Genomic DNA, 21,655 nt, shown 5'->3' on the forward strand with positions numbered 1-21,655 from the left:
TGCAGTGTAAGTCCGTATTAAGGATTGTATTTTCCGTAATACGGACTCATCAGCTTTCGCCACACCACGACTTTGTGTTGTCGTGTGTTCTCCCGGCTAGCGCTATATCTGCCACAGGAGAATACCGTGACATCTCATCAGTTATTACGTCTGAAACAGGTTGAGGAAAAAACGGGCCTGAAGCGCTCTCAAATCTATCTGTATATGAAAGACGGCACCTTCCCCCGCTCAATCAAGATTGGCCCGGCCAGTGTCGCCTGGCTCGAATCGGAAATTGACGAATGGATCAATATTAAATTAGTCCGCCGCTCAATAGGCTGAAGGGAGAAAATACCATGATTATCCCGTCACTGAATTACGCCGTATTAACCGATGCCCTGCATGCATTGAAGGATGGCAACATTCGTTACTGTGAATCGCTAGGATTCACTTTCGACGAAATGAATGCCCTCAACCAATTATCACTAGACGAGCTGTTTATCATCAGTCGGGAGTCTGCGCAGTTTTTGGCTGTGACGGTTCATCACGACGCGTTACACCTGCTTCTGGCGAAATCCCGTGAGGAGGTTCTGCAGCAGCAACGTATCAACCACGCTATCCGGCTGGGTGGGTCAATTGCGCTACTCAACAAGTATTTTGGCCTCACCTCCAACGAAGTTTGCCTTCGCCGCCGCTTACTGGGCGTCCGTGTGCCTTATGGCCGGACGCCAGAGCCGGACGAAGAGACGGATGCGGCCATCTGGCGGCAATGGCAACAATGCCGGGTGGCCAACCTGGAATCGACCGATGCGTTGGCCGCCATGATGCAGGTAACGCAAACCCTGCTGCCGAAAGTCGAAGGGTTGTCACTGACCATCGTCTGGAAGCGTATCGCACTTTGCGAACAGGAGGCGTCAGACCGGAGGGCCGCCCATGCCAGATGAGATTGACCGCGATCAGGAATTTAATGAGCAACGACTGGAGGATATGATTGAACAGAGTCGTTTTAAGCCAGGGTCTACGCCATCATTATTCCATTGTCGTGTATGCGGTAAGCCCATTCCTGAAAAGCGACGGCAGGCACTTCCGGGCATAACCACCTGCACGGAATGTCAGGAAAAACTTGAACGCCGAAGACGTTAATAATGGTCACAGAGACATGCAGGAATATTTCCCCTGCATGTCTCTATCATTAACTATAAATCCACAGTCGTCTTTATTAACTATTTCACTTCCTTTTATTTACCCCAAAGCTTATCCGCTTCTACCGCTAATTTATCTCTCTCATTTTAACTTTGAATTTATCGTTTATATACCGCCCCGGATATCTGATCCTGAAAGCGTCATTACATAATAGTTACCCGTATTGACGTAAATTTGCCTGAATCAGGCGTTGCTCTTTAAAAATAAGGTTCGGGCTGTCACGAAACCACAATTCAGGGTGCCGCTGAATGTTCTCGCTGACCCGTTAAAACCGGAATGCAGAATTGGGATGTGACATTTCTTTAACTCATCCTTGTTTTTAGTAGAGGAGGCCACATGCGAAAACCCATTTATCAGGTATTTGTCACCCATGAAAGTCAGCCCGACCCGCAGGGTGAAAAAAACACCTGGTGGACGAAAGTCGGCGTGGCTTTTGCCCATCACGGTAAACCCGGCCTGAACGTGGTACTGACACCCGGCATTGCCGTTTCCGGCAAGTTAGTGCTCCTTGAGCCCAGGGATGACGGCGACGCGACACAGGATACTCAGCCCATTTAACCGACCTTCCCTCTTTTCCCGGCCCTGTGCCGTCTGATGGCGGTACGCGTTGCCCGGTTTACCATTCCGAGGCCACCATGCTTTCCACCACCGTATTTCTGGCGGCGGCCATGCAGTGCGCCGCCAGCGTTCACCCGTCGACGGCACTTGATGTGGCGCGGGTCGAATCCGGTTTGAATCCGTATGCCATCGCTGAAATTCTGCCCGGTGGCAAAGGCGTGACTTCACATTTCCCCACAAGCAAGGATGAGGCCGTCAGTCTAACCGGACGGCTGGCGGCACAGGGCCGACGTTATTCGGTCGGGCTGATGCAAATCACCAGCACCAATTTCCGTCATTACCGCGTGAGTGCCCGTGACCTTCTTAACCCCTGTACCAACCTGTCCGTTTTTGAGCGCATCCTCACCGACTGCTACCGCCGCGGCGGTTCCCTCAAGCGTGCGCTCAGTTGCTACTACTCAGGAAATTTCACGACCGGCCAACAGCCGGAATCCGCGTTTAACCACACCAGCTACATCCAGCGCATCGGCTACGCCGTGCCGTCGACGCAGGAAGACCGGCAGCGACCTCCCGCCGAAAAGCTCATGCCGGAAATCCATTACCCCACCGCCGTCATGCGTGGCGAGCTTACCGATAACGCCACGCCAGTACTGGCATCCCTGCGCTACCCCAATGCCGTGATACGCGGCGCGTTACCCATTCCCGGCCCCCAGGAGGAACAATGATGAAAAGAAAAGAGTATGACTGGCCCGTCCTCTCTTCCTTGTTAATGGCAAGCCCGGTGCTGGCAGCAGACAGCGGATTTAATAAAGCCAATGAGACGCTGAGTAACACTTCCACAGGCCTGCTCGGACTGGCCGCCGTCACCATCACGCTTGCCACCATGTGGGTAGGATACAAAGTCTTGTTTGACGGCAAGAGCCTCCATGACGTGCGCAACGTCATCATTGGCGCCATCCTTATCGTCGGTGCGTCAGGTTTCGGTGCCTACTGGGCGTCATAAGGAGGTAACGATGGCTACGCTGAACAAAGCGCTGACGCGGCCTGCCGCCATAGCCGGCATTCCCCTCGTGCCGTTCGTGATGGTCAGCGGGGCCATCGTCCTGCTGGCGGTCTATGTCAGCTATTACCTGATATTACTGCTTATTCCGGCCTGGCTGGAGATGAAGGCAAAGGCCAGAACCGATATTCACTATTTCGGGCTGCTCTGGCTGGCCTTTAAAACCCGTGGCAGGTTTGGCACCAATAAACATTTTGGTGCCAATGCCCTGCTGGCAAACCGCTATGGCGCTGTCGACATTTCGGAGTTTATTGAAAAGATGAAGTTAAACGAGCGCGTTACGCTGGAGAAATACATTCCGTATTCCTCCCATATTCACCCGCACGTCATCAGAAACCGCCAGGGTGATTTGGTTGCCAGCTGGGAGCTGGAGGGCACCGTTTTTGAATGCGAGGACGAACATCACCTGACGTTAATGGCGACGCATCTCAATAACGTGATTCGTGCATATGAAGGCCTGCCAGTCACTTTCTATCTTCACCGTATCCGGGAAAAATACCACGATGCCTTTGATGCAAATTCAGGTATTCCCTTTTCTGATGAAGTGACCCGGCTGTATTCCCAGCCGATCAGCGAAAAGCCGTTCTGGCGGCACCGGCTGTTTTTCACCCTCTGCTATGCGCCCTTCTCTCCGCTGGAGAAAAAGGCCATGAAGGCACAGCCGTCAGGTAAACGCAAAACGGTGCTGGATGATGCCCTGAAAGTGATGCTGGAACACCGGGATGCGCTGGCTTCGGCGCTGTCCCGCTATACGGCGACGCCACTGGGGATGTATGAAGGCAACGGGAGGGTGTATTCCGCCCAGCTGTCCTTTTATCACCGCCTGCTCACCGGCAAGTGGCAAAAGGTGGCGGTCACGCGTGCGCCGTTTTATGAAACATTAAGCACGTCGGATGTCTTTTTTACCACTGACACCGCCGAGTGCCAGACGGTCGGCGGCGCGCGTTTTTTCCGCAGTCTGGAAATCAAAGATTATTCGCCGGAGACCGCGACCGGCCTGCTGGACGCGCTGCTGTATGCCGAAAGCGAGTATGTGCTGACGCAGTCCTTCACCTGCATGGCCCGCGATGAGGCGCAGAAGCATATTCGCCTGGCGGAAAAGCGCCTGAATTCGGCGGATGACGACGCCATTTCGCAGCGCGAAGAGCTGATTGTCCTGCGTGACCTGCTCCAGTCCGGGCATGTGTCCTGCGGAAAGTACCACTTTTCCCTGCTGGTATCTTCAGACAGCGCCGACCAGGTGGTCAAGGACACCAACGTGCTGGCGCAGCCCTTCGCCGACCTCGGCATCATGACGACGCTGTCCACGCTGTCGCTGCCCGCCGCGTACCTGGCGCAACTGCCGGGGGTGTATACGCTGCGCCCCCGTCTGGTGGCCGTCAGCAGCCAGAACTTTGCCGACCTGGCGAGCCTGCACAATTTTCATCCTCACAAACGAAACGGCAATCCCTGGGGTGACGCCATCGGGATACTGAAATCCCCCGGCGGTGGCGGGTATTACCTGAACCTGCACGACAGCCAGAGCGGGCGGGATGACTTCAACGAAAAAACGCCGGGTAATACGGCGATTATCGGTAAAACCGGCTCAGGGAAAACGATGCTGATGACCATGATGCAGCAACTGATGCAGAAGTACCGCAATCCGGCGACGTTCTCTGAATCAGCCCCCCGTAAGCAGCTAACCACCGTGTATTTCGACAAGGACCGGGCGGCGGAGATGGCGATACGCCAGATGGGCGGACGCTACTTCCGTATCCGTACCGGCACGCCCACCGGATTTAACCCGTTTAAGCTTGCGCCGACCCGGCGGAATATCAGCTTTATCAAACGACTGGTGCGCATGCTATGCGGCCGCAACGGCAAGCCGCTCGATCCGCGCGATGAGGAGCGCATCAGTGCCGCCGTAGATACCATTATGCTCGACTACCCGCCGGAATACCGCAAGTTCGGTATCACCCGGCTGCTGGAAGTCCTGCCGGAGCCGCCAACCCCCGACGCCCGCATCAACGGGCTGCGTATTCGCCTTAAACAGTGGGCGCAGGGCGGCGAGTTCGGCTGGGTATTCGACAATGAGGAGGACACCTTCAATATCAGCGACGTCGAAAATTTTGGTATCGACGGTACGGAATTTCTCGATGATGACGACATTCGCGGCCCCATCACGTTTTATCTGCTTTACCGCGTCACCAGCCTGCTGGACGGTCGCCGGCTGGTGATGTTCATGGACGAGTTCTGGAAATGGCTGGCCGATGTCGAATTCTCCCGCTTCTCGCTCAATATGCTGAAAGTGATCCGCAAACTGAACGGCATCTTCGTCCCCGCCACGCAGTCGCCTGACGAAATCGTCAAGCACCCGATTGCCCCGGCGATTATCGAGCAGTGCAGCACGCAGATTTTTCTCGCCAACCCGAAGGCCAGCCGGGAGGATTACGTGGAAAAGATGAAAGTGCCGGAAAGCGTGTACGACATCGTCAGAAACCTCGATCCGGGGGAGCGCTCTATGGTGGTCCTGAAAACGCCGTTACGCGCGGGTGAAACCCGGCCTTTTGTGGCGATGGCGAAAATGGATTTATCGGGCCTCGGGAAACTTACCAAAATGCTCAGCGGCAGCGAAGACAACCTGAAGCTGTTCGACACCCTGTATCTGGAAGGAATGCAGCCTGATGACTGGAAAGCCACCTTCCTTGAACAAGCCCTGTAATATTCATGACGGAGGTAATAAAAATGCGGTTCAGAGATATCATACTGGCATTATCACTGTTTATTTCCAACCAGGCGATGAGTGCCGGAATACCGGTATTCGACGCCGTACAGAATACCGAATCCATGAATCAGTGGATCCAGAAACTCCAGCAGTGGCAGGAAACCGTCACCCACTACAGAAGTGAACTTGATGCCTACAAGCAGCAATTAGCCACGGCAACGGGCGTGCGTGACGTTCAGGCATTTCTCCGCGAGGCCAAAAGCCTGAACACCGATATTGAAAATCTTCGTCAAAACGGTATTTCACTGGATGACCTGCTGAGCAACCAGAGCGGGTCATATTCGTCTGAACTGAATAGCTTGTATAACAAATATAAAACGTTCGATACCTGTAACCCGTCCAGCGCTTCACAACGCTATCTGGACAGCTGCAAACAGATGATCCTGAATCAGGCCGTAGCGATAGAAAATACGTCCGAGGTTGAAAACAAGATCACGGGCACGCTCGACGATATATCGGATTTATCAGACCGCATTGCTAATGCGCAGGATTCGAAAGAGTCACAGGACCTGGCTAACGCCATCGCGGCCAAAAGCGTACAATTAAATGCGCTGACCGGCCAGTGGGAAATGTCAGTCAAACAGGCTGAACAGCGAACAACGCTGCTGGAACAGCAAAAACAGAAAGCCTTTGAGCAACAGCAATTAACTGCGCCCGTTGCCGATCTGAACTCTCTACAGGGAGGTTAACATGTTAAAACCCGTATTAACCTTATGCGTCATGTCAGGCATTCTCGTTTTATCAGGTTGTAAAGAGACGAAATCAGAAGCCTGGTATAAAGAACATCCCGATGAAACCTATAAGGTCTATACGCAATGCCTCACGGATGGCGAGGCAAGCGACAACTGCGAGTTTGCGCACCGGGCAGCACTCATGTTTGCCCAGACAGGCAAACCCGGCATCAGGGAAAAATTCGAGACGCTGTTTCAGCAGGAAGCCCAAAAAAGAAAATCCGTAACTCAGTAAGAACCCCGCCAACAAAAACAGGGACCCTCCCTGTTTTTATCCCCTGTCTGTTCCTGACTAATGAGAGGCACCATGTCCGGTGGTATTTTTGTTGGTATGGACAAAAACATCATGGATGGACTCAATGCCGTGTTAGAAGGTCAGTCTTCTACCTACGGCACCCTAATCAGTGTGATTATCGTCAGTTCTTTCACCCTGTTTATTACGTATCGCGGGTATCAGACGCTGGGCGGTAAACTCCAGACACCGGTTGAGGATGTTGTCTGGGATGTGGGTCGTATGTTGCTTATTACTACCTTTGTTTTAAACCGCGAGGGCTGGCTAAATGCCATCATTGCGGCCATTGAAGGGCTTAAGGACGGCATCAGTGGCGATGATAATGTCTGGGCGCTGCTCGACACGGTGTGGGAAAAGGCACAAGCGCTGGGGCAAACGCTGTTTAATCTCGATACCTCCACCTACGTTAAAGTGAATGGCGGTTTTGCCGAGGTGCTGGTCTGGGGCGGAGCAATCGTTCTGTTACTGGCTGCAACCTTTGTCAACCTGCTCGCCGAAATCACCATTCTGTTAATGACCACCACCGCCCCACTCTTTATTTTCTGCCTGCTGTACGGTTTTCTTAAACCCATGTTTGATAACTGGCTGAAAACACTATTTACCGCAATCTTAACGATCATGTTCTCTGCCCTGTCTGTCCGGATCGCCATCAACTACCTGAATAAAATACTGGATGCCGCCACAGCAACGTCTGCTGAAAGCAATATGGTGACCCTGGCGGCGCAATGTTTGCTGGCCGGGATTGCCGCAGGCGTCGTGGTGTATTTTTCAGCGAAAATAGCCACTGCGCTGAGCGGTGCCGCCGTGCAGGCAGTGTTACAGGGTGCAGCCATGAGCGGACTGCGCGGGCTGGCGAGCAAATCTGCCGACGTCGCCGGACCCGGCATAAAGGCCGGGGGCCGACTGACCGCCAAAGGTGGCATGGCCGCAGCCGCGACAACCGGCAGATTCATTGCCGCAGGGGCGGGCAAAACCGTGAGCGCCTGGCAGAAACGTGCCACCGCCATTGACAGCATGAAACGCCAGAACCAGCAGCGTCACCGTTAATTCCTCCCGACCGTTAATCTCATTTCCCCGTCACGCCGTGGCCTCAGCCAGCGGTGCGGCCTTCCTGCATTAATCCGATAAGAGGCTTCCATGAAATTCAGCATCTTGTTTTTGGTGTTGTGCGCGCTTACGGGCTGCGCGCAGCATCAGGGCGACCTCCCGCCGGTGTCCGGCGATCCCCAGCCGGTGAATTCCCCCGCCATCATTCAGGAGCTGACTCACCATGTCTGATATTCAGCGCATCATTAATGTCTCGCGCTCTTTTGAATCCATCCTGCTGGAAAAGGAAGAGCGTTCCCGCAAAACCGCCTGGCGGGTGGCCGCTGCCGGGCTGATTCTGGCTGCACTGACGATCACGGCCATGATTATTCTGCTGCCGCTGAAAACCACTGACATTGAATTGTGGTCGGTGAACAAGCAGACCGGTCGTTATGAGTATATGACCCGCATTAAAGAGCGGGATATTGCGTCTGAAAAAGCGCTGGCCCATTCACTGGCGGCACACTATGTCAGACTCCGTGAGGGATATAATTATTTCTCCCTCCAGCGTGATTACGACGACATACAGTTATTTAACAGCGACAGCGTGAACCGGGATTATCTGGACGGGTTTAACGGCGACCAGGCTCCGGACGTTATTTTTAATAAAGCCGAATATGTCGTCTATATCGACATTATTTCTAATGTGCATGCGCCTGCCACCGGACCGGATAACCTGGCAACACTGCGTATTAAGCGCACCCTTCGCCGTATTACTGATAATTCAGTGAAAACGGACTTCTGGAATATCCGCCTCACTTACCGGTATGTCCCGCATCAGCAACTGACGGACAGTCAGCGTGAAGTGAACCCGCTGGGCTTTATCGTCACCAGCTACCAGCGCGATAAAGAACTGAGGAACGAATGATGCTGAAAAACATCCTGCTCCTGACCGGCTTACTGGCGTCATGCGCGACATGGAGCGCCGCCACCCCGCGCGGCAGCGCCTATGACAGCCGGATGCAGAACGTATCGTATAACAGCCAGAACGCCACCGTGGTGAATACCCGCCCTGGCTACGTCACCACGCTGCTGTTCGACGACGGTGAAGCTGTGATTGATGCGCAAGCGGGTTTTCCAAAAGGCTGGACGGTGACGAAAAGTGATAACCGGGTCGGCGTCAGCCCGAACCCCATCACCCAGCCGGTGACGGACGCCAGCGGCAACAACGTCAGCCAGGTGTTCCTGCCCACGGCAAAGGACTGGAAGACCAACCTCTTCGTGGTGACCTCAAAGCGTGATTACAGCCTGGAGCTGAACGTGCTGGACCACGATTCCCCCGCGCAGGCGTTCGTTATCCGTTTCCACTATCCGACCGAGGCTCGCCAGCAATCTGCCGCCGCCAGCGCCGCGCGTCAGACGCAGCAGCGGGAAAGACAGGAGAAGCAGCAGATAGCGTCGGCATTCGGACAGGCCAGCACGCCACGCAACTGGCGCTACACCAAACGGGTAGCCGCGGGTTCCGCCTCCATCGCACCGGATTTTGCCTGGGATGATGGTCGTTTTGCTTATATCGGTTTTTCCCCCATCAGAACCCTGCCTTCCTTTTTCCGGGTGGTTAACGGACGGGAGCAGGCAGTCACGCCCCGGACGGTTAAGCAGGGTAATTACACCGTGATGGTGGTGCCGGCAGCGCCACAACTGGTGTTGCGTTACGGCACCTCGGTGGTGGGGATCGAAAACGACGGATTCGGGCGCATCCCGATAACCCGTAGCGACACTGTTTCACCGTCCGTTACGCTGGAGGCGAAATGACCGATAAACCTGTCCCGGACGAACCGGAAAAAACCACCGCAGAACGGGAAGCGGAAGCCCGCGAACGCGCCCGTGCGGCAATGGCGTATCAGGAACCGGAGCAGAGAACATCCCCCGGCCAGCCGGAAGTGACCCGTTTTCGTAAGGTATCCGGTCGCCGCACGCTGATCGTCAGCCTGCTGAGTCTGACTCTGGTGATCGCCCTGGCATCCGGCGGCGATCGTCTTTTCAGTGCATTGAAAGGGGGTAATGAGAAAGAAGCCAACACCGCGCCGCCGCCCTCCGCCGGGAAGACGCTTCATGAGCGTCAAAATCTGGGGATGGACAGTAACCCGTTTGGCCTGTTCGGGCCGCACACACAGGACGGAACAGACCCTCTCAGCCAGACCGTCTCCTCCGCACCCACCCTGCCACCGGCCCCACCCGCCCTGAACAAGGCAGCCGCGCTGGCTGACGGGGTGAACAACGCCCGAACAATGCCGGGCGATAATGCACACACGTCCCCGGGTGAAACGCGCAGCCACGCAGAAACATCCGACAGTGGGTCATCATCCACAACGTACACATCCTGTCCATCAGTACTGACCAGGGGAAAGGATGGCAGCCTTCGCTGCCCGGAGACTGCCGCGCCGGAATCGGGTAACAACGACAATCCGGGCGTCGCCCGTGTCACCGGCGTCAGACGACTGGGTCTCGATCCTGATCTCTATATCCCGGTGGACCGCTATATCCCGTGTTCGATGATGTGGCGCTTCGTGTCCGATGTCGGGGGGCATATTTCCTGCCTGATCAGTGAAGATGTTTACAGCGCCAGCAACCATGTAACGCTGATCCCGGCGGGAACGATCGCCCGTGGCATCTACCGCACCGGGGCGCTGCAACACGGACGCAGCCGGATGTTTGTACTGTGGACGGAGCTGCGCACGCCTGAGCCCGGCAGCCTGCAAATCCCGCTCAGCAACACGCAGGCCAGCGGCCCGCTCGGCGAGGCGGGGATCTCAGGCTGGATCGACAATCACTTCTGGGAGCGCTTCGGCAATGCCCTGATGCTCAGTACGGTGCAGGACGTGGCAGCGGCGGCGTCGGATGCTGCCCCGGGGAAAGACCGCAATACCGACTACACCGAAAACACCCGCGCCGCCACGGCGGAAATGGCGAAAACGACGCTGGATAACAGCATCAATATCCCGCCCACCCTGTATCTGAATCAGGGTGATGTCATTGGCATCATGACCGGCACCGATATTGATTTCTCATCCGTCTGGCGGCTGCGACTGAAAAAGAGGTGGTATGAACGCTGAAAACCTGTCGCTGGATTTTATGAAAAACCAGCTGTTTGGTGAGTTTATTGCGCAGGACGGCCTGACGGAAATTGCCGTTAACCGGCCGGGTGAACTGCATACCAAAATCCGGGGGAAATGGCGAAGACATGAAGCCCCGATTACGCTGCGTCAGTGTTACGCCTTTGCCAGAGCGCTGGCGTCCTGGCAGGAAGATAATATCGACGACACCTCGCCGATCCTTTCTGCCACGCTTGAATCAGGCGAGCGCATTCAGGCCATTATTCCCCCGGCCTGTGAGCGTAACACCGTGTCTATTACGCTGCGCAAGCCCGCATTTGGGCAGAAAACACATCAGTCATGGATTGATGCGGGATTTTATAACCGGGTGACCGGTAAGGAGCGAACGGAAGGCAAAGATGTTGAACTGACCCGCTATTATCAGAGTGAGGATATGCCCCGCTTTATGGAAAAAGCGGTGGAATACGGCAAGACGATTTTTATCGTCGGTGAAACCGGCTCCGGTAAAACCACCTATATGAAAACGCTGCTGCACTCTATTCCCCGGCACCTCAGGCTGACCACCATCGAGGATAATCCCGAAATCCGGTTCTATCACCACACCAATTATGTCCATCTCTTTTATCCGGCGGATGCCGGGGATAATGCCATTATCACGCCCGGCAGACTGATACGCGCCAATTATCGTATGAACCCTGACCGGATGTTACTGGCAGAAATTCGCGGACAAGAAGCCTGGGATGCGCTGAAAATCGTCGGTTCCGGGCATGAGGGATTGATGACCTCCCTGCATGCGGGCAGCCCGGAAGAATGTATTGAAGGGTTAATTGACCGCTGCTATGAAAACCCCGACTGCCGGAACATGCCTTTCGACGTGCTGTTACGCAAGGTGCTTAAGAGCGTTGATGTGATAGTCAGCATTGATATTCACGGTGACATACGCCGGATGAGTGATGTTTATTTTAAACCCCTTCATCTCAATGACATGAGAGGTGTATTCAGTAAAGGGCTTCAATAAATAACTTATCGAATTACGCAACCCTCGTTTAAATATGAAGGTGACCGAAATGAAAAAAGCAATATTTTCCGCATTATTACTCTGCATTATGGCGTCATATTCAACCTCCGTCATGGCCGCTGACGCCTGTGAAGTGGTGTTATGCATGTACGGTAAAACCACCGGGAACGGCGGCGGCAATGAATGCCATTCTGCTGAACGTGCATTCTTTAATATCATCAAAAAGAACAAGCACGGTTTTCTGCCGGACCACACTGCCGATGCCAGAAAATCGTTCTTACTTGAGTGTGATTCGGCAGACCCGGCAATTATCAGCCAGATTATCAATAAATTTGGCCGCATGCATGGTTAATGAACGGAGGTAGTCATAATGACAAAACCGGGTTTTATTCAGCATCCCGGGACACATCAGCGCGGGGATTCCATGCGCGCAGCCTGTGTTATTGAGCATATTGAAAATGAGGCGATGCGCGGATGCGGCCTTTATTATGAAATTTATCACTACCGGGTTGTCTGCCGGTTATTGCAATTACTGCAAACGCTGAACGCCACTGACAAAATAACGCTGATAGAAGAAGCTAACCGGCGAGGATTTACGCTGAATGAAACCAGCATTAAAGAAAGTCGTCAGTGTTATTCCAACATCATCAGAGAAATCCGCGAGAGCCAATATTAACCCCTGCCTTAATTTTATTAGCAGGTCCCCTATAGCGCCAAAACATTTCAGCCGAATCAGGCTTAAGGCGTGGTGGTTTTCAGGTTTTTACGGCCCCACATTTTTCGCGGATTAAGGAGTGAAGAAATGCGGTCCGTAAAAATGAGGCAGCGGACAGAATTATTTTCGCGGGTTAAGGAGCGAAAATAGTTCAGGCACCGAGCCTCACCGGCAAACAGCCGCGCCCACGCGGATTTTGTCGGCCGGGGGGAGCCGAATAAATTTCGCCGCCCCAGCGAGCGAAAAGCTGTCGCCCACGACAGCGCTTTATTTGGGGGGCATAGCCCCGCACACCGTCGCGGCTAAGTCTCCGGCCAAAAGCCGGTAGCGTGGCGCGACCACCCTCTTTAAAGGTCAGCTTCCCTTTTATTCCCGCTGCGAGGAACGAGCAAAGGGAAGAAAAAGGCGAAAGCGACCGTCTTAAAGGGGGTGGTCGCGCGTAGCGTGCGACGGTGTGCCGCCTTTGACCCTGGGGGTTTTGGCGTGGCGTCCAGCCGCGACATTACCCCCATGCGACAGGCAATAAGGGCGTCCAGCCCGCATGTACTGGCGCACGCCGTTTCGTGCAGGGAAGCATGCTTTCCGGTACACGGCCGCACAGCGGCCACCTTCTTTACCCCATACGCTCGCCCCGTCTTTTCGCCCGACACCGTGGGGCGAATTGATGGGGCGATGTCATGGGGCGAATCGCTGACGAAGGAGGCATGATGATTTTAAATAAGCTTACCGCTTCACTGTCCCCGATAGTGAACGGGATGCTGGCGGTGCTGGCTTTTGTGCAACAGAAACAACTGGTGCTGGCATTATTAGCGGGGCTGACGATGCCGTTTTTTGCATCAATGAAAAGCGATGAACGGCAGAAAGCCCCGTTATGGAAAAGGTTGATTATCGCTTTTTCCCTGCTGTGTTTTCTCTCTGGCACACTGGCCCCGATAGTTATCGGATCCTTCCAGTGGCTGTATAAGACCAGACTCACCAGTGATAATACGGTACTGGTCTGGTCAGTACGGATTGCTTTCACTGTAACCGGAATTATTTTTCATATTATGCTTCGCCGGGTATTCACGCCGGAACTGGACAAAATAAAGAAACATCTTGTTAAAAAAACTACCCTTGAACGCGAATTGCGCACCGATGTCCGCACCGTAAAGTCCCTGCTGCCGGAAACACTGCATTATGATCCGCTGGATTATATTGACCTGAATAAAGGCATTTTTACTGGCATGGACAGGGAGAACGAACCAATGTATCTCCCGTTAAAAGACTGGCAGAAACAACACGCGGATATTATCGGCACCACTGGAGCTGGGAAAGGTGTTGCCACCGGCATATTGCTTTATCAAAGTATTCTGGCCGGTGAAGGTGTGTTTGTTATGGACCCCAAGGATGATGAATGGGCTCCACACCTTTATCGGAAAGCCTGCGAGGATGCAGGAAAACCCTTTGCCTTAATTGACCTGCGAAAACAGCAATACCAGCTAAACCTGATTGAAGATATTACGCCAGATGAACTGGAAGAATTGTTCGTTGCAGGTTTCAGTCTGGCGGAAAAAGGTCAGGAATCTGACTTTTATCGGATCGACGACCGGAAAGCCGCCCGTATGGCCGCACAATTTGTCAGCGATAATCCATCGACAACAATCCGGGATGTTTATAACGGTGATTACGTTCAGGGTATTGCCGAAAAAATCAAAGCATTTTTTGGCAAGATTGAGGAGCTGGCATTACTCAATGCCATTAATTCACCGGAGGGTTTTTCACTCAAAAAAATATTTGATGAAGGTGGCTGCTGTTATGTTATCGGCTCCATGCGAAACAGCAAAATCATTACCGCTCAGCGTATGCTGCTGGTTCGCCTTTACCAGTTAGCAGAAAGGCGCGAACGTGTAACAGACGTACCCCGCCCCATTGCTATTTATCTTTCCGAACTGAAATACCATTTATCCAGGCCAGCGCTGGAAGGTTTAGGCGCGGCTCGGGATAAAGGCGTGCATATTATTATGGATCACCAGTCCATTGCCGATTTAAAAGACTGCCCGGCAGATTTGAAAGGCGACGCCGTTGTCGGTGCGGTCGTTGAAAATGCCAAATTTAAACTGGTTTACCGGGTTATGGATCCGGATACAGCAGACTGGATAGCGAGAATGTCAGGAACGATTCTGGTGGATGACGAACTCCGTAAGGCTAAGACGGATAATATGCTCACTGAAACCATCGACAGTGAGCGCACAATCCGCCAGGCCGAGCGTTTTTTTATTGACAGCAATATGATCCTGAACCTGCCTGATTTTGTCAGTTTTATCTTTACGACAACAACGCTACCTTCTGCCTCCCTGATTTCACCGATAAAGGTCAGAAAGCGCCGGTTAAAAACCTTTTCTGTTTCCCCTGATATTGCCGCAGCGGCGGCACCGGTGAAGATCGCACTGGATTTTGGCGACGATGATAAACCAACCGCGCTGGATGTGATGGCATCGCACCCGGCTCTTTTCTTCGACAAAAGCGAAGTAAAACCGACAAAGCCAAAACCTGATGATGAAAAAGACCTGTCCCCGCTGGATTTTTAAGGAGCGGTTATGCTGATTTCGACATATCAAGAACGCCAGACACGCAACAGAGAAAAAATAAAACAACTGCTGAACTTCCTGAAAGAAGAAACCTACAGCGATTTTAAAACGCTGATACTGCTATTTGGTTTCCGGGATCATAAATCGCTTTATACCCTTCTTTCAAAAGTCGAGAGAATGGGGTTAATACAAAAGCATGTCCTGGTATCACGCACAATAAAAATTTCATTGTGGGGCATAACCAGTGACGGACTGGCCGTTGTGTTAACCCCCGACGATGCGCTTTTCCCCGCACGATTTGAGCCTTCAAAGATTACCGGCTGGACGCTGGAACATCACCTTGATAATCAGGCGGCACGGATCATCCTTGAGCAAAAAGGCGCGTCCGGCTGGATAAACGGCGATCGCACGACCTTCCTCAGCCGTTATCAGGTCAATCACCGGCCAGACGGGCTGATCACTCTCCCTTGCGGAACCGTGATCGCCATTGAGACCGAGCGCCGTCTGAAAACCAGAGCTCGCTACCAGTCAATCATCGCAAGCCATTTACTGGCCCGGACCCGGAAAGACTGGATTTACGTTTTTTATATCGTGCCGGACCCGCAGAAAAAGCGCGGCCTTGAACGGCTGTTTGACAGCATCAGACACGTTATCGTTAACCATCAACACATCCCGCTGGAAACCCGCCACCGGAATGTCTTCCGCGTCTACACGCTCGACGAGTTGCAACGGCTCAACTTGGATAACAATATATAGCTACGGTCTCACCGATTACGCTAGATGCATGCACCAATCATAAGTCGCTCGAACCAGAAATCAGGTAGAAATAAAGTCGTCCGGTCCTAAATAATCGAACATGGCACGACCATTCTCATCATCCACCTCAACTCTAAGAAGACCTCTTCTGTTTGTGTTAATTCTGCCATTTATACTTCCCAGAGGAGTGCCATCATCAGCCAGTACGTGATGAATACCATCAACAGTGTAAAGCTGCAATGGTGTGCCGATCACTGCCGGAGTATCTCTCCAGTCCACCATTCCGTTATAACGATGACGACTCCAAACCTGGCTGCCTTTGGGGCTGAGACTACCCAAGAATTCCAGCCACATCACTCTGGTTTCAGGTGTAGGCCAGTCATGATTATCCGTGCGGCTTATCACTTCTTCAGAGTTCAGCCACCTTCTAAGCTCCTGGCCGGATTGAAAATCGGCAGTAGTGTCTGTAACCACTTTTATGGCTGCAAGCCTAGAGCTAAAACCCGCCTGAATAAGCAGTGAAGACGAACGGCTCAAGGTACCTGTTTCAACAGCAGCAACCGCAAAACCTAACTCATAATCGTCTAGCGTGGTATCTGTAGCACCTATGAGGTCTCCATTAGCTGTTGCACGTACCCTAATAGCCTCCATTGCCCACGGAAGTCGATACACCAGCCCATTCTCGACGAATTGAAGCGTTTCAGACGCCTGCGTATTCGCGACGTTAGTCATGGGTTCACCCAATAGCCAGGAACGTAAAATACCTCTCCAGTCGCCAGGCAATGGATCGGGTATAAACGGATAGAAGATAAAGACCTCTTCAGCGAGCGCCGTGATAGCAGCAATTGCCTCTTCGGCATCACCGCCCATTATAGCCGCATTCGCATCAATCAATAGTTGGTTGGCCTTAGCGGCAATAGCATCAAGTCGTAGCCCGGTTGTAAGTCCTACCCCCGACAGGAAATACCCCCGGCGCCCTGATGCCGTTGAGCGCTGCCAGATGTAGCGGCTGCGGGACAGGAGTCCCGATTTCAGCAAAATCCGTTCATTCTCATCCCTATAACGCTGCAAACTGCGTTGCCAAAGTGAAGACTGAAGAATGTCATCAAGAGCAGTTTCAATCTGGTCATCCGGGATATCATTCTCACCAAGAAGGCTCAGAATAGCAGTATCAAGCGTTGAAAGTTGTTTTTCCCAGATGGCCTGCGCAATATCTCTTTCTTGCGGAGATTCGGTCATAATTTCTGGAAATTCCCACGCTACGGCGTTGTTGGTCACATATTCAGTGAGTGCTTTTAAATCCCCACCAAGCCGTGTATGCATGCGAATCAATAACACACAGACAAGCTGTATTAGTCCGCTCTCCATCTCACGGGCCCCCGTGTCAGATGTGAGGGTATGCCAGTTAGTCTGGCGTTTATTTAATTTATCGAATATTGGATAAATCACCAGCCCTTCAACATCTACATATGCGCGCCCTGCTCTGCCTATGACGTTTCTGAACTCGGACACTTTGATAAGCTCGCGATTCCGATGAAGAGAATGCATGACGATAGCTGTTGCCGAAAGATTAAGACCTTGTGCTAGCGTCGGTGATGAGATCGTCACTTTAAGTACCCCATCTCGCAGCAAACGTTCGATTTCTTTGCGGTAAGCCGTAGGCAATGCGCCATGATGAAGAGCCACGCCCAACCGTAGGCAGGCAAGTATCGGGCTGTGTGCCCCCAACCATTCTTCTCCCAGCGAGATAGCCGTATCCAGAATGTCCGGGGCAGCATCAAATAAAGATGGCAGTAGTCCGCGCTGATGCAGATCGACAATTGTCTCGGCAAACGGTTCGACGCTCCGGCGAAGTGGGCAGTAGATAAGTACGGTCTGTCCATCTTCAATTAGACGCCAGGCTGTCGCTAAGCAGAGCTCCTTGTTATCAGAGGGAAACATTTTTGTTCGCTGCTTTTTATTAGGTAATTTAACCTTTGGCGGTTGTCTGCTGACGATAAAACGCGATACCCAAGCCGCCTCATAACCGACGCTGAGATTAAGCCGACCTGCTGGAGCGGACCATATGACCTCGCCAAACTGCAAGCGGGTCGGTCGCCAATTATTTTTGATTGGTCCTCCGGGCTTGTCACGACGGAGCCAACCGGCAAAATCATCGAGTTGCTCACCATCAGGTAGAATTGCCGAGAGGCAGACAATTCTGCGCGTATCGGCATCCTGTCTGCGCAACAGCCGTTGAATTTGAACTTCATACCGAACCTCTCGTTCATCGGCCCCAATCATGTGCCCCTCATCAAAAATAAAAAGTCCTACATCATTAATAATTGACGGGTCATTCCGGAGAGCAAAGTCAAGTTTTTCAGGCGTGGCGACGACGATGTCACGCTGGCGAATTGCATCCTCATCCATACCACTTACGCCAATGCTTCCATACAGCATTGATATTGTTTTCCCAAGCGGCCCAAATGTTCTGGAGAGAGTGGCTTCTGTTTGTGCAGAAAGCGCACGAAGCGGGGTGATGAAAACAACACGCTTGCCACCCGCCAGACAGCGAAGAATACACAATTCAGCAATACGAGTTTTTCCAGCGCTGGTTGGCAACGAAACAACCAAATCGTCATTGTCATTAACAGAGCGTCCGGCGGCCTCTCTCTGCGATGGCCAGAGATCAATTTCGGCTCGAGGTCGTCTTTGAAGCAGTGCAATAAACAGTTCCCGAAGCACGGGCCATTCAGCAGCGTCACCACCAACTGGAACCAGTGGCAATCTTTCATGGAATGTATCTGACCAAAGGTCAGATAACAGATGAATGGTAATAAAGTTTAGCCACCACTGGGGTAGCATATTAAACTGAGCACATATACTTAGACTAATTCTTAATTTTTCAATAGCCCTGGAAAGCAAACGTGATTCTCCCCTTTCTACAGCGAGAAGGTAGAGAGAAATGGCCGACATATAGGCGTCAGTCAGTGCCAAATCAAGCCCATCAAAAAGGATGTCCTCCTCTGACTCACTGTCACCGTTCTCGTCTTGCGGCAAGTTTAGGCGAGCCTGGAGGATTTCAGTAATTTTCACGTCACTGCCATCACCTCTGAGCCGAAAGCCCAACGCATTATCGCGCAGAGTACGCAAATCACGCCGGATCAGTTGTGTAAGAGCCCTCTCTATTGGTGAAAAATTATCATCCTGACCAACCATTGCGAGTAACGAATAGGCTCGTGCTGAAAGATGCGCAAGGTGATAGCTTGCAGCAGCCATTACGAAGTGAAAATCTGTATCCCGGCTGTCTCGTTTTCCTTTAGCAATAGCCGACTCGAGTGCGGTTCCGGCCTGTTCAAAAGCAATTCGCGCATAGGCGTCGTCTCCATTAAGTTCTCGAAGACGAAGGCCGAGATCGATTAGGGCATAAGCATAGCCTTGAAGGTCCTGACTGAGCAGTGCGCTAAACTCCGGTGCATCCGGCGGCAAGTCACCGTCTCGCCAGATCACCGACCGGGCTTGCCCGCGTGCAATCAGGCGCCCGCGAAAACCTACAGCTGAAGCTTCCTTAATAGCTTCGATAATTTCATCAGCTGTTGCTGGCATCGCTAATCACCTTTTCAAAAGTTGCGGCAATAAACTCACCATGGCGAGCAATTCTTAGACAAACACCCCACTGATTATTTTGACCTGTATACTTTTCAATTGAAGTGGTCAGCATAGTTTCTGAAGAGTTGCCCGATAATAGAAAGATAAGATGCCGGACGCATCCTGGAACAATTCCTTGCCGAAGCGTTGCATTTAAGATCGCTTTAGCCAAAAGCTCCTCACCCTGTTCATTCAGGCGATCTGCTATGAACATTAGGGCATGTGAAGATGGCAGCCCTTGCTCTTTATTCAAGTTATCACGGGCTTCAGAAACCACCTCTCCCGTCATTTTGGCGCGACTTTTCGCTTCGGTTTTAAGGAAAAAAAGTTGTTGAGAAGACTGATCTATGTAAATACCAATGACGTCCTCACCACGCATCGACATATTGCGATGATCTTTCCAGCGCAATCTTTTTATAGGCGTTTTATAGCCATTGCTACGTGCATTTATCCATTCAGTTGCAAATATCTCACCCAAATCACCGGAACGAATCTGTTTCGTTTCAGGCAATTTTCCAGCAATGTATGCCGCCAGCCCCGGTTTACCTAGAGCTTCAAATGCGTTAGCGATATTTCTTGGTGACGCATAGTGTTCAGGTATTAGCGCGGCCATAACCTGAACGCCGAACATACACTCGGCATCCCTGGCCGTTATTGACTGCAAATAATGGTCGCTGATATTACGCTCTGTCGAATCACACCAGTCCTCGAAATTTGCCATACTAATTCCTCTATATGGTCTTCTTTTTGGTAGTACGGAACCAAGGAGGGAGAAACACCAGAATATCTTATTGTCAACCGTCCGATCAACATAACTTCAGAGCTTCAACTCTCAGATTTAAAAGAAGTTCTAATGCCAGACACCATAATCAACGCATAGAATGCACTATTCCGCTGTAGAGGTATGATTGTTCGGTGCTCGTTCCGACTCCGCTCCGTCTCACTCATACCTCTACAGCGTTACCGGTTAAGCCTATCCCAGCACGGAAAGCCACACTCCTTTGCGGCCCTGAGACCTTGCGGCTCAGATTTTGTCCATCAAATAACGATGTGCTTTAGAGGCTGCGCTGACCGCTTTGAAAATATAACGCTTGTCGTTTTTCAGCTCTTTCAGCCAGGAAGCAATATAGCTTTCATGTTGTACCTCTCCCTCAATGCCAAGATCAGCCATCAGAAAGGCACTTCCCAGCTCTGCTATCAGTTCTTCCTCTGCATAATCCGCACTGCCAAACTTCCCTTTCATTTCACGGTTCAGACGTTTTTTGCCACCACTCCAGTGAATCAGCTCATGCAGACCTGTAGCGTAGAAATTAGCCGCATCTGAAAACAGATGGCGCTCCGGTAGCCAGACTTCATCTGTTGATGGGCTGAAAAAGGCGTTTTGTCCTTTCTCGATGATGTTTGCGCCACTCTTCCGTAACAGGTTCTCAACCTGCGGCACCGGGTCAAAGGTTGCTTCCGGGCTGACAGTTTCAGTTGTCAGGGCCAGGCCGTCGATTTGCTGAACGTTAAACACGGTAAAGGTTTTCAGCATCGGAATATGTTCAACTTCTCCGGCGGCGTTTTCCTTCTCCAGGGTGGTGTAGAAAATGGCTGTTGTGCCACGTTCACGTGTGCGAACCTGTCCACCTGCTGCCTGTGCCTGTTTGTAGGTCATCCAGCGTGAATCGCTGAAACCCTGTTTTGATGCACTGCACCATAGCAACATGATATTCATACCGCTGTAGGCTATGCTGGTGGCGTAATTCGATGGCAGACCAGACATGCCGGATACACGCTGCCACGGGCATGACCAAGGTTTCACACCGGCTTCTAGCGCTGCAATGATGCTGTCGGTAACGGTCTGATAAATATCCGTTCTGGTTTTAGAAAATTTCGTTTTTGAGGAGCCTGACGGGTCCAGCGGGGATATGCTGGTCGCCGCTGCGGTGTTAGGGGCGCTTGTCCGGGGGTTATGCAGGGAAATTGTCATGATTTTTTCTCCGTCAGTGTGTTTTTTTCGTCTTCGTATCGCCTGACGGTTCGCTTTCCCGGCATCGTTCTGTCCTGCAAGGGCGCAGCAAGCGTGCCATTTACCCTTGCAGGACGGGTTGTGTTGGGAAACGATTAACAGGAAGCCGATACAGGAACGAAAAGCGCACAGGAGAAAAACTGCCCCTGCATAGCCGGGCGTAGCGCCCCTTACTTCGCAATGGTGAAAAGTAAATTGGTGGTGTTGAGTCTGGGGCCTGCACTGACAGGGA

General features: G+C 52.2%; 22 protein-coding genes. 19 read left to right on the plus strand and 3 right to left on the minus strand.

Features of this window, described 5'->3' with window-relative positions; translation table 11 throughout:
* Positions 1-126 precede the first annotated feature (126 nt).
* The 19 genes from ABLU67_RS15915 (at position 127) to mobC (ending at position 15,785) form a co-directional block, all read left to right on the plus strand.
* Positions 127-321, plus strand: a complete 195-nt coding sequence (locus ABLU67_RS15915; protein ID WP_009635172.1) for an AlpA family transcriptional regulator — start codon at positions 127-129, stop codon at positions 319-321.
* 14 nt (positions 322-335) lie between these two features.
* Positions 336-923, plus strand: a complete 588-nt coding sequence (locus ABLU67_RS15920) for a DUF2857 domain-containing protein (RefSeq protein WP_049112359.1) — start codon at positions 336-338, stop codon at positions 921-923.
* Entirely contained in the window at positions 913-1,122 is a 210-nt protein-coding gene (locus tag ABLU67_RS15925) for a TraR/DksA family transcriptional regulator (RefSeq protein WP_009635174.1), read from the plus strand. Before ABLU67_RS15920 ends, ABLU67_RS15925 begins: the two co-directional genes overlap by 11 nt.
* 396 nt (positions 1,123-1,518) lie before the next feature.
* A complete protein-coding gene (locus ABLU67_RS15930; protein ID WP_049112361.1) occupies positions 1,519-1,740 on the plus strand; it encodes a hypothetical protein in 222 nt (73 codons plus the stop codon).
* Positions 1,741-1,817: 77 nt separating this feature from the next.
* The gene (locus ABLU67_RS15935) at positions 1,818-2,465 is read left to right on the plus strand and encodes a lytic transglycosylase domain-containing protein (RefSeq protein WP_049112363.1); all 648 of its coding nucleotides are present in this window, start codon (positions 1,818-1,820) and stop codon (positions 2,463-2,465) included.
* Complete coding sequence (locus ABLU67_RS15940; RefSeq protein WP_049112398.1) at positions 2,465-2,743, plus strand: TrbC/VirB2 family protein; 279 nt, start codon at positions 2,465-2,467, stop codon at positions 2,741-2,743. Before ABLU67_RS15935 ends, ABLU67_RS15940 begins: the two co-directional genes overlap by 1 nt.
* Before the next feature lie 10 nt (positions 2,744-2,753).
* Complete coding sequence (locus ABLU67_RS15945) at positions 2,754-5,501, plus strand: VirB3 family type IV secretion system protein (protein ID WP_064375573.1); 2,748 nt, start codon at positions 2,754-2,756, stop codon at positions 5,499-5,501.
* A gap of 23 nt (positions 5,502-5,524) precedes the next feature.
* Positions 5,525-6,253 carry a type IV secretion system protein gene (locus tag ABLU67_RS15950; protein WP_064375572.1) on the plus strand — a complete coding sequence of 243 codons (729 nt, stop codon included), beginning with the start codon at positions 5,525-5,527 and terminating at the stop codon, positions 6,251-6,253.
* Between the two features lies 1 nt (position 6,254).
* Positions 6,255-6,530 (plus strand): EexN family lipoprotein, encoded by a 276-nt coding sequence (locus tag ABLU67_RS15955; protein ID WP_064375571.1) that lies wholly within the window; start codon positions 6,255-6,257, stop codon positions 6,528-6,530.
* 72 nt (positions 6,531-6,602) lie between these two features.
* The gene (locus ABLU67_RS15960; RefSeq protein WP_064375570.1) at positions 6,603-7,634 is read left to right on the plus strand and encodes a type IV secretion system protein; all 1,032 of its coding nucleotides are present in this window, start codon (positions 6,603-6,605) and stop codon (positions 7,632-7,634) included.
* Between the two features lie 90 nt (positions 7,635-7,724).
* Positions 7,725-7,865 carry a hypothetical protein gene (locus ABLU67_RS15965; protein ID WP_024359940.1) on the plus strand — a complete coding sequence of 47 codons (141 nt, stop codon included), beginning with the start codon at positions 7,725-7,727 and terminating at the stop codon, positions 7,863-7,865.
* Complete coding sequence (locus ABLU67_RS15970) at positions 7,858-8,541, plus strand: type IV secretion system protein (RefSeq protein ID WP_064375569.1); 684 nt, start codon at positions 7,858-7,860, stop codon at positions 8,539-8,541. The genes ABLU67_RS15965 and ABLU67_RS15970 overlap by 8 nt, the downstream gene beginning before the upstream one ends.
* The gene (virB9, locus tag ABLU67_RS15975) at positions 8,541-9,428 is read left to right on the plus strand and encodes a P-type conjugative transfer protein VirB9 (RefSeq protein ID WP_064375568.1); all 888 of its coding nucleotides are present in this window, start codon (positions 8,541-8,543) and stop codon (positions 9,426-9,428) included. Before ABLU67_RS15970 ends, virB9 begins: the two co-directional genes overlap by 1 nt.
* Positions 9,425-10,729 carry a VirB10/TraB/TrbI family type IV secretion system protein gene (virB10, locus tag ABLU67_RS15980; protein ID WP_064375567.1) on the plus strand — a complete coding sequence of 435 codons (1,305 nt, stop codon included), beginning with the start codon at positions 9,425-9,427 and terminating at the stop codon, positions 10,727-10,729. The genes virB9 and virB10 overlap by 4 nt, the downstream gene beginning before the upstream one ends.
* Complete coding sequence (gene virB11, locus ABLU67_RS15985) at positions 10,719-11,747, plus strand: P-type DNA transfer ATPase VirB11 (protein WP_064375566.1); 1,029 nt, start codon at positions 10,719-10,721, stop codon at positions 11,745-11,747. The genes virB10 and virB11 overlap by 11 nt, the downstream gene beginning before the upstream one ends.
* Positions 11,748-11,796: 49 nt before the next feature.
* Positions 11,797-12,099 (plus strand): TrbM/KikA/MpfK family conjugal transfer protein, encoded by a 303-nt coding sequence (locus ABLU67_RS15990; RefSeq protein WP_064375565.1) that lies wholly within the window; start codon positions 11,797-11,799, stop codon positions 12,097-12,099.
* 18 nt (positions 12,100-12,117) lie between these two features.
* Complete coding sequence (locus ABLU67_RS15995; protein WP_064375564.1) at positions 12,118-12,423, plus strand: hypothetical protein; 306 nt, start codon at positions 12,118-12,120, stop codon at positions 12,421-12,423.
* Between the two features lie 746 nt (positions 12,424-13,169).
* Positions 13,170-15,029, plus strand: a complete 1,860-nt coding sequence (locus ABLU67_RS16000) for a type IV secretion system DNA-binding domain-containing protein (RefSeq protein ID WP_058683320.1) — start codon at positions 13,170-13,172, stop codon at positions 15,027-15,029.
* 9 nt (positions 15,030-15,038) lie between these two features.
* Complete coding sequence (gene mobC / locus ABLU67_RS16005) at positions 15,039-15,785, plus strand: MobC family replication-relaxation protein (protein WP_001593446.1); 747 nt, start codon at positions 15,039-15,041, stop codon at positions 15,783-15,785.
* Between the two features lie 60 nt (positions 15,786-15,845).
* Here the strand turns inward: mobC and ABLU67_RS16010 are convergent, their stop codons facing one another.
* The 3 genes from ABLU67_RS16010 to ABLU67_RS16020 form a co-directional block, all read right to left on the minus strand.
* The gene (locus ABLU67_RS16010; RefSeq protein WP_064375563.1) at positions 15,846-19,370 is read right to left on the minus strand and encodes a DEAD/DEAH box helicase; all 3,525 of its coding nucleotides are present in this window, start codon (positions 19,368-19,370) and stop codon (positions 15,846-15,848) included.
* Positions 19,354-20,133: a Hachiman antiphage defense system protein HamA gene (locus tag ABLU67_RS16015; protein ID WP_001593448.1), complete on the minus strand. Its 780-nt coding sequence runs from the start codon at positions 20,131-20,133 to the stop codon at positions 19,354-19,356. The genes ABLU67_RS16010 and ABLU67_RS16015 overlap by 17 nt, the downstream gene beginning before the upstream one ends.
* Positions 20,134-20,436: 303 nt before the next feature.
* Positions 20,437-21,384, minus strand: a complete 948-nt coding sequence (locus tag ABLU67_RS16020; RefSeq protein WP_001593449.1) for a zincin-like metallopeptidase domain-containing protein — start codon at positions 21,382-21,384, stop codon at positions 20,437-20,439.
* Between the last annotated feature and the right edge of the window lie 271 nt (positions 21,385-21,655).

It is taken from the genome of Klebsiella sp. GN_Kp190, from assembly GCF_040061795.1.
GTDB lineage: Bacteria > Pseudomonadota > Gammaproteobacteria > Enterobacterales > Enterobacteriaceae > Klebsiella > Klebsiella michiganensis.